6 protein-coding genes are annotated in these 6,000 nt (G+C 62.0%); 3 read left to right on the top strand and 3 right to left on the bottom strand.

The window, feature by feature from the left end; translation table 11 throughout:
• On the top strand, nt 1-447 hold a 447-nt coding region (locus A3AS_RS0118935), incomplete at its 5' end, for an ATP-binding protein (protein ID WP_018319142.1).
• Between the two features lie 37 nt (nt 448-484).
• Here the strand turns inward: A3AS_RS0118935 and A3AS_RS47335 are convergent.
• Nucleotides 485-640, bottom strand: coding sequence for a hypothetical protein (locus A3AS_RS47335; RefSeq protein ID WP_018319141.1), 156 nt, complete (start codon nt 638-640; stop codon nt 485-487).
• Nucleotides 641-1,114: 474 nt separating this feature from the next.
• Nucleotides 1,115-1,267 carry a hypothetical protein gene (locus A3AS_RS48370; protein WP_018319140.1) on the bottom strand — a complete coding sequence of 51 codons (153 nt, stop codon included), beginning with the start codon at nt 1,265-1,267 and terminating at the stop codon, nt 1,115-1,117.
• Between the two features lie 842 nt (nt 1,268-2,109).
• On the opposite strand from A3AS_RS48370, the gene A3AS_RS0118915 reads away from it, so the two are divergent.
• Both A3AS_RS0118915 and A3AS_RS0118910 read left to right on the top strand, forming a co-directional pair.
• Nucleotides 2,110-3,852: an ethylbenzene dehydrogenase-related protein gene (locus A3AS_RS0118915; RefSeq protein ID WP_018319138.1), complete on the top strand. Its 1,743-nt coding sequence runs from the start codon at nt 2,110-2,112 to the stop codon at nt 3,850-3,852.
• Nucleotides 3,853-3,999: 147 nt separating this feature from the next.
• The gene (locus A3AS_RS0118910; RefSeq protein ID WP_018319137.1) at nt 4,000-5,007 is read left to right on the top strand and encodes a 2Fe-2S iron-sulfur cluster-binding protein; all 1,008 of its coding nucleotides are present in this window, start codon (nt 4,000-4,002) and stop codon (nt 5,005-5,007) included.
• A gap of 47 nt (nt 5,008-5,054) precedes the next feature.
• Here the strand turns inward: A3AS_RS0118910 and A3AS_RS0118905 are convergent, their stop codons facing one another.
• The gene (locus A3AS_RS0118905; protein WP_018319136.1) at nt 5,055-5,858 is read right to left on the bottom strand and encodes a substrate-binding domain-containing protein; all 804 of its coding nucleotides are present in this window, start codon (nt 5,856-5,858) and stop codon (nt 5,055-5,057) included.
• Between the last annotated feature and the right edge of the window lie 142 nt (nt 5,859-6,000).

Genomic DNA, 6,000 nt, shown 5'->3' with positions numbered 1-6,000 from the left:
CGTCTGGAGACCGAGACCCGCAACGGACGGCAGGGCCGGCTTGCCGAGCATCTGACCCGGATGGACTTCATCGTCCTGGACGAGCTCGGATATCTGCCCTTCGCCCAGTCCGGTGGCCAGNTTCTGTTCCACCTCGTCAGCCGGCTCTATGAGCGGGCATCCGTAATCGTCACGACCAACCTTGCCTTCGGCGAGTGGCCCAGTGTGTTCGGGGACGCCAAGATGACCACCGCGCTGCTCGATCGGCTGACCCATCACTGCGACATCGTCGAGACCGGCAACGACAGCTGGCGATTCAAAAGCCGAGACGACGATCATATCACCCGCGCTCGTCTCGCCTCCGCTATCCCGGCCAGCTCCGACGAGACGAGCGCTACCGTCACCCCCCGCCGCACGAAGGGGTCAAAATTGGACGCCGACGAGGGGTCAAATTTGGACGCCGGTTGACAGGCAGGTCTCACGTGGACTTTCGCAACGCCGCCAATCAGTTGTAGGAGGCCACCTCGTCGTCGCTCTCGACCGCGTCAGCTCGGTTTCGGTTCCAGCCCAGCGTGCGGTCGAGATCGCCCGGGAAGATCTGCCACTTCGTGCCGTCATCGAGTTCGAGGATGTGGCTTTGCGAGTGCGATCGGATCTTCATCGGTTTGCGGGGAAAAAAACCTGCCGCTCCCTGACGAACTGGTGCGCCGTCGCGTCGCCTTTGTTGTCGCGACCGGCTACGACCCGAGGTGTTGCCCGTCCGCTTTCAAGGCGTGCGACGGCTGAAAAAATCTGTCAACCTTCTGAGCTGATCGAAGAGATCTAGCAGTTATGCGGACTGAAGCGCGAGTAGGTCGTGCACCCGTAAACACACCGGCATGATTGCCCGTGGAGGAGCCGTCCACAGCATCAGGAGCGGACTCACTCGATAAGTTTGTTGGCCCTTGCGATGAGGCGGTCCGGAAATGTTATTCCGAATGAGGCTGCCGTCTTAAGATTGAGCGTACGTTCAAAAATCATGGGCTGTTGACGGGGAGTTCAGCGGGCTTCACTCCCTTGAACATCCTATCGCAGTATTGAGCGACCTTTTGGTTAGCCGCGCTGGGCAGCTATTTCGGCTGTCTGCGCCGTCGCACTATTTACCCTCGATCTTAAGTCCGTTCGGACCGACATTGATTTGAAGACCTTCCGGCTGTTTTTTGCTCTGGTAAAGCTCGTAGCTGAGCACGCCGACTACGACGATCAGAGCTCCGACAAGAAGAATGAGTATGTTACGGCTGACAGGCACGAACTTTCCGCTCTCGATTCGATAGTTTGTTCGACTCGATACTACATGCTAGAGCGAATAGCGCACTGTTGAAGCCGTTGCAAACTGCTCGCGGGAGCGAATAGGCGCATGGTCTCGGCGAGAGACCCTTACGCTCGGCCCGTCCTTGGTCGACGAAGTTGAGGCCGGCACCTGCCGCTAGATCCTTTACTTCTGCTCGGCCAGCACTTCGCTCGCATTCGCATGCTGAGCTACCCGTGCTGCGATCTGCACAGCGATGCCACCCACATCGTCGCCCATCATCTCGACTTCACCCGTGTGGACGCCGACCGGACTTGAAATCGAGCGGCGGCACGGCGCTGACGATTCCTCGGGCGCAGCGAATAGCGCGCGCCGGCAACTGGGTCCATCCGTCGCCCGTAGTCTTAACTCGCGTCCCCACACATTCATGAGCTGTGGGATCAAAATCGCCTACAGCGCCGCGTAACGGACTTCACTGGTCCTATTTCCGCCTTCTGCTTGTTCCCGGATTAAAACAGCAGTCGGACTTTCAAAGGTTGGCCGAATCGGTCCCTACTGCGGCGGGCGCTGGAGGGGCGTCTGAAGCTGGTCTTTGGCACTGCAGGACGGGCACCGGCCAGCGCATGTGAGCTGTGTTTGCAGCTCATCGCGCTCTGAGCTGCCCAGCACCACAGCTAAGCAGGATTAGAGACCTGACTTCGAACCTGGCGTATGCCCCGAGGGCGGCACCTTGGCCGACCGCATTTATGGGGGATAGTGACCGTTGCCGCCCATCTCACCAATCCCATGCTTCGCGGCCTTTCTGGCACAACTGCTGGTTTACCGTGGGTAAGCTTTATGCCATGAACGATGTCACCGCTCGAACGAACGCCGATGCCTTGACCGAGAGACGCCTCGCTCAGACAAAGACTCGAGAAAGTCCGCCACGCACCGATGTCGGGACGATAATCCTCCATTGGGCGATCGCGATCGCGTTCGTCATATGCCTCGTTACCGGCATACGCATCGCAGCGGACGCGCTGCACGCCCCCTTCTCGAAATGGCTCGCTCCGGTCCTGCCGCAGGGCGAGATCTTTTCCTGGCATTTCCTCGCGGGGCTCGCCGTCTTCTTCTGCGGGTCGGCCTACGTCGCCTACCTCGCGCGCAGCGGCCTCGTCGAGCGTAACAGCCCCAAGAAGACGCGGATCCTCGCGATGCGCGCCCCGGCTCGCCTCAAGTGGGGAGCCGTCAACGTCTTCCTGCACTGGTTCGTCTATGCGCTCGTGATCTTCCTCACGGGGACGGGCGTCATGATGTATCTCGGCTATGGCGGCTGGTGGGCTTATCTCCACTCGACCGCCGCCTTCGTCGGGCTCGCCTATATCTTCGCGCATGTCGCCGCGCATTATCTCTATGGCGGCTGGCAGCAGATTTTCCGCGTGTTTCGGCCGACGCCGCTCGCGATCACGAAGGCCGTGCGGCCGAGGCCTCTTCTCGGTGCGGCTGCAATCGGGGTAGCAGTCGCGTGCGGCGTCGCTGGGCTCGACTGGGCGACGTGCGATACGCTCGTCATCGCGCGGGTGAGCGCCGCGCCCAAGCTCGACGGCGCCATGGGCGATCCCGCCTGGTCGCGCGCGGCCCCGGTCTTCATTCGGACGCAGCAAGGCGCCAATCTCGGCGGATCGGGCGAATCGCTCGTTGAGGTGCGCGCCCTGCACGATGGGCAGAAGATCTATTTTGCCTTCCGCTGGCAGGATCCCACGCGCTCCCTCCGTCGCGTTCCAATTATCAAGCAGGAGGATGGCTGGCACGCCCTCGACGAGCGTGCGGGTCTGCAAGACGCCGCCGACTTCTACGAGGATAAACTGGCGGTCATTTTCTCGGACAATCCATCGCTCGGCGGTGCAGGCGCGACGGGTCTCGGCGCCAACCCGCTGCCCGGCAAACCGATGCCGATCAATGGCCGGGGCTTCCACTTCACGACGGATGGCAGCTACATAGACATGTGGCAGTGGAAGGCGTCGCGCGGGGGCATGCTCGGGCGTGTCGACAGCCAATATATCGGCCCGCCCTACGCTCCGACCCTGGACGAGCAGAATTACGATGCCCGCTATCAGGGCGGTTATTGGAATAAGCCTGGCCGCTCTCTTTATTCGTATAACTTCAAGTTCATCCACCGGGACGACAAAGGGCCCGTCACGGTTCTGCGGCTTCCCAAGGACTTGAAGGCGCAAGTCGCAGCCCTCGGCAAATTCGATCTTGATCCCGACAGCAGCGACGACGAGAACGGCCGCTGGTACATGTTCGACTGGGAGAGCGAACCCTACACTGCAGAGGCCGACGCGAAGATTCCCGTTGGCACGATCCTGCCCGGCGTGATTATTGCTGGCGACAACGAAGGAGAGCGGGCCAATGTCTCCGGGGTTTCAAAATGGAGCAACGGACATTGGACGCTCGAGCTGACGCGCAACATGAAAAGCGATGGCAGATATGATAAAGCCTTCGTGCCAGGCCGCGATCTCTACATGTGGGTCGCTGTCTTCGACCATGCACAGACGCGGCATGCGAGCCATAACCGTCCCGTGCGTGTCGTGTCGCAGAAATAGGCGTCTCATGACGGGCGAAGGGCTCTACCGGAGGCTCCTACGGCGCGGCTCTGCTGAAGCCTGGGGGCGCCCTCACCCGCGCATGGCATTCTGGGTCGGCGAGCAGTGGCCTGCTCGCCGACATTCGCAGCGCCTAGAGGCCTCGCGATGAAGAGGCATTGTCGGCTCGTCATCAACGGCAAGCCCGTCGAAGCCCGCGCCGGCGAAAGCCTCATCGACGCGGCGCTCGGCGGCTCGATTCTCGTTCCACACGACTGCAGATCGGGGCAATGTCAGAGCTGCCGGGTGACGGTCGTTTCGGGCTCGGTCGATGACGGCGGCTCGGCCCATGGTCGCACTGTGCTCGCCTGCCAGGCAACGGTCGCAGGCGATGCTGAGATCGAATTCGAAGAATTGCCGCTACCGGTGAAGCGGGCGGGCACCGTCACCGAGATCAACCAGCTCTCGCCGGAGATCGCCGAAGTCGTGCTGACGACCTCAGCGCCGCTTGAGTTTCGGCCGGGCCAATATGTGCGCGTCAAGTTTTCCGGCTATCCTGCGCGCGAGTACAGCCCGACCTTCAGGCTCGATGGTTCCTTCAAGCAAGTCGAACTCGTCTTCCACATCCGGCGCCTGCCCGACGGCACCGTGTCGGGGCAACTCGGCAAAGCCATCAGGCCCGGCCATGCGGCGCATGTGCAAGGTCCCTTCGGACAAGCATATCTACGACAGGGCCAGGGGCCGCTGGTGCTGGTCGCCGGCGGAGCAGGCTGGGCCCCGATCTGGGCGCTCGCCCGCTCGGCGCGCTCGAGCCAGCGCAACCGCGAGATGGCGGTCGTTGCCGGCAGCCGGGATGTGGATAATCTCTATATGCTTCCCTCGTTGCAGTGGCTGATCGACGACGGTGTTCGCGAGGTCATTGCGACGACGGAGATCGGGTCTACCCTGCCGATCCGGCCCGGGCGCCCATCGCACTACCTGCCCCTGCTTGGGCTGGAGGATACGGTCTACGTCGCCGGCCCCGTCGGTCTCGTCGAGATCGTGAAGAACAAGGCGCGCTCGGCCAATGCGCAATGCTACGCCGATCCTTTCCTGCCGAGCTCTCAAACCCCATCGCTGATAGACAAAGTCACCCGTCTATGGCGAAGCCGGGAGCCTCATCGCCCCGATCTGTGAGCCGATGCCGAGTTCAGCAGCGCCCGCTGCCGCCGAACCCCGGCGCCTCACGGCTTGACGGGCAGACTACCGAGGCTGGTGATGACGTCGGCTGCCTTCTGCGCGTCGGCAAAGCGTAGAAAGGCCAGGGCGTCCGGATCCTGCAACGTATTTAGATAGATCAGCGCCAGCACCACGCTCGAGGGATAATCGGAGTCCGTCGGGTAGTGGCCGTCCACGCGAAGCACCGTGAGCCCCTGTTCCAACGGCCGCGAGAAAGGACCGAAGCCGATCGCGCCTTGAACTTCGCGAACCGTCTCGATCGCTTCCTGTGTGGTCGTCGCGATCTTCGATTTCTCGGTGATCTCGAGATCATGCCAGCCCGGCATGCTGGCCCGTAGCACGGTGAGAGTGCTGTCCTGGTCCTCGCGCCGCACGACGCGGATGCGCATATCGGCGCCGCCCAGCTCCTTCCAATTCGCAAGGCGGCCCGAATAGATCGCAACGAGCTGAGCGCTTGTGACGGCACTCACGCCGCAGCCGGGATGGACGATGAAAGCTGACGGCAGGCGGGCGATCGCCTTGTAGACGATGCCGGAAGCCGCTTCGGCGTCGGTCAGGCGCCGGGCGACGCGCCCTAAGATCGCCTTACCGGACCCCACAGCCGCGATGCCTCCGCCAGAACCGATGCTCGGTGGCACCTCAACCTGTGCCGCTCCTTCCTGCTGCATGAAGCTCGCGGCGATGGCGCGTAGGACATCGATGCCGTCTCCGGTTCCGACGATGTCGAGCTTGCGTGTCTCGGCGCCAGCGGCATTCACCACCGCAAGGCAAAGGCCCAAAAGGGCTGCCATTATCCTCGAAAATGCCATTGCAACCCCCTTCCAACCGAGAGGTGCACACTCTGGCAAAGAAACCTAAAGCTTCTGTTGTCGCAACGCCGCACCTCTCGGAAGCATCGGTGTGGCGAACAGAAAGTAAAAGCACACAATCTGATGGTTTCGAAAAACCACT

The sequence above is a fragment of the Bradyrhizobium sp. WSM2793 genome (genome assembly GCF_000379585.1).
Lineage (GTDB): Bacteria > Pseudomonadota > Alphaproteobacteria > Rhizobiales > Xanthobacteraceae > Bradyrhizobium.
The sequence above is the reverse complement of the archived record's forward strand: the minus strand, read 5'-3'. Positions and strand labels throughout refer to the sequence as shown.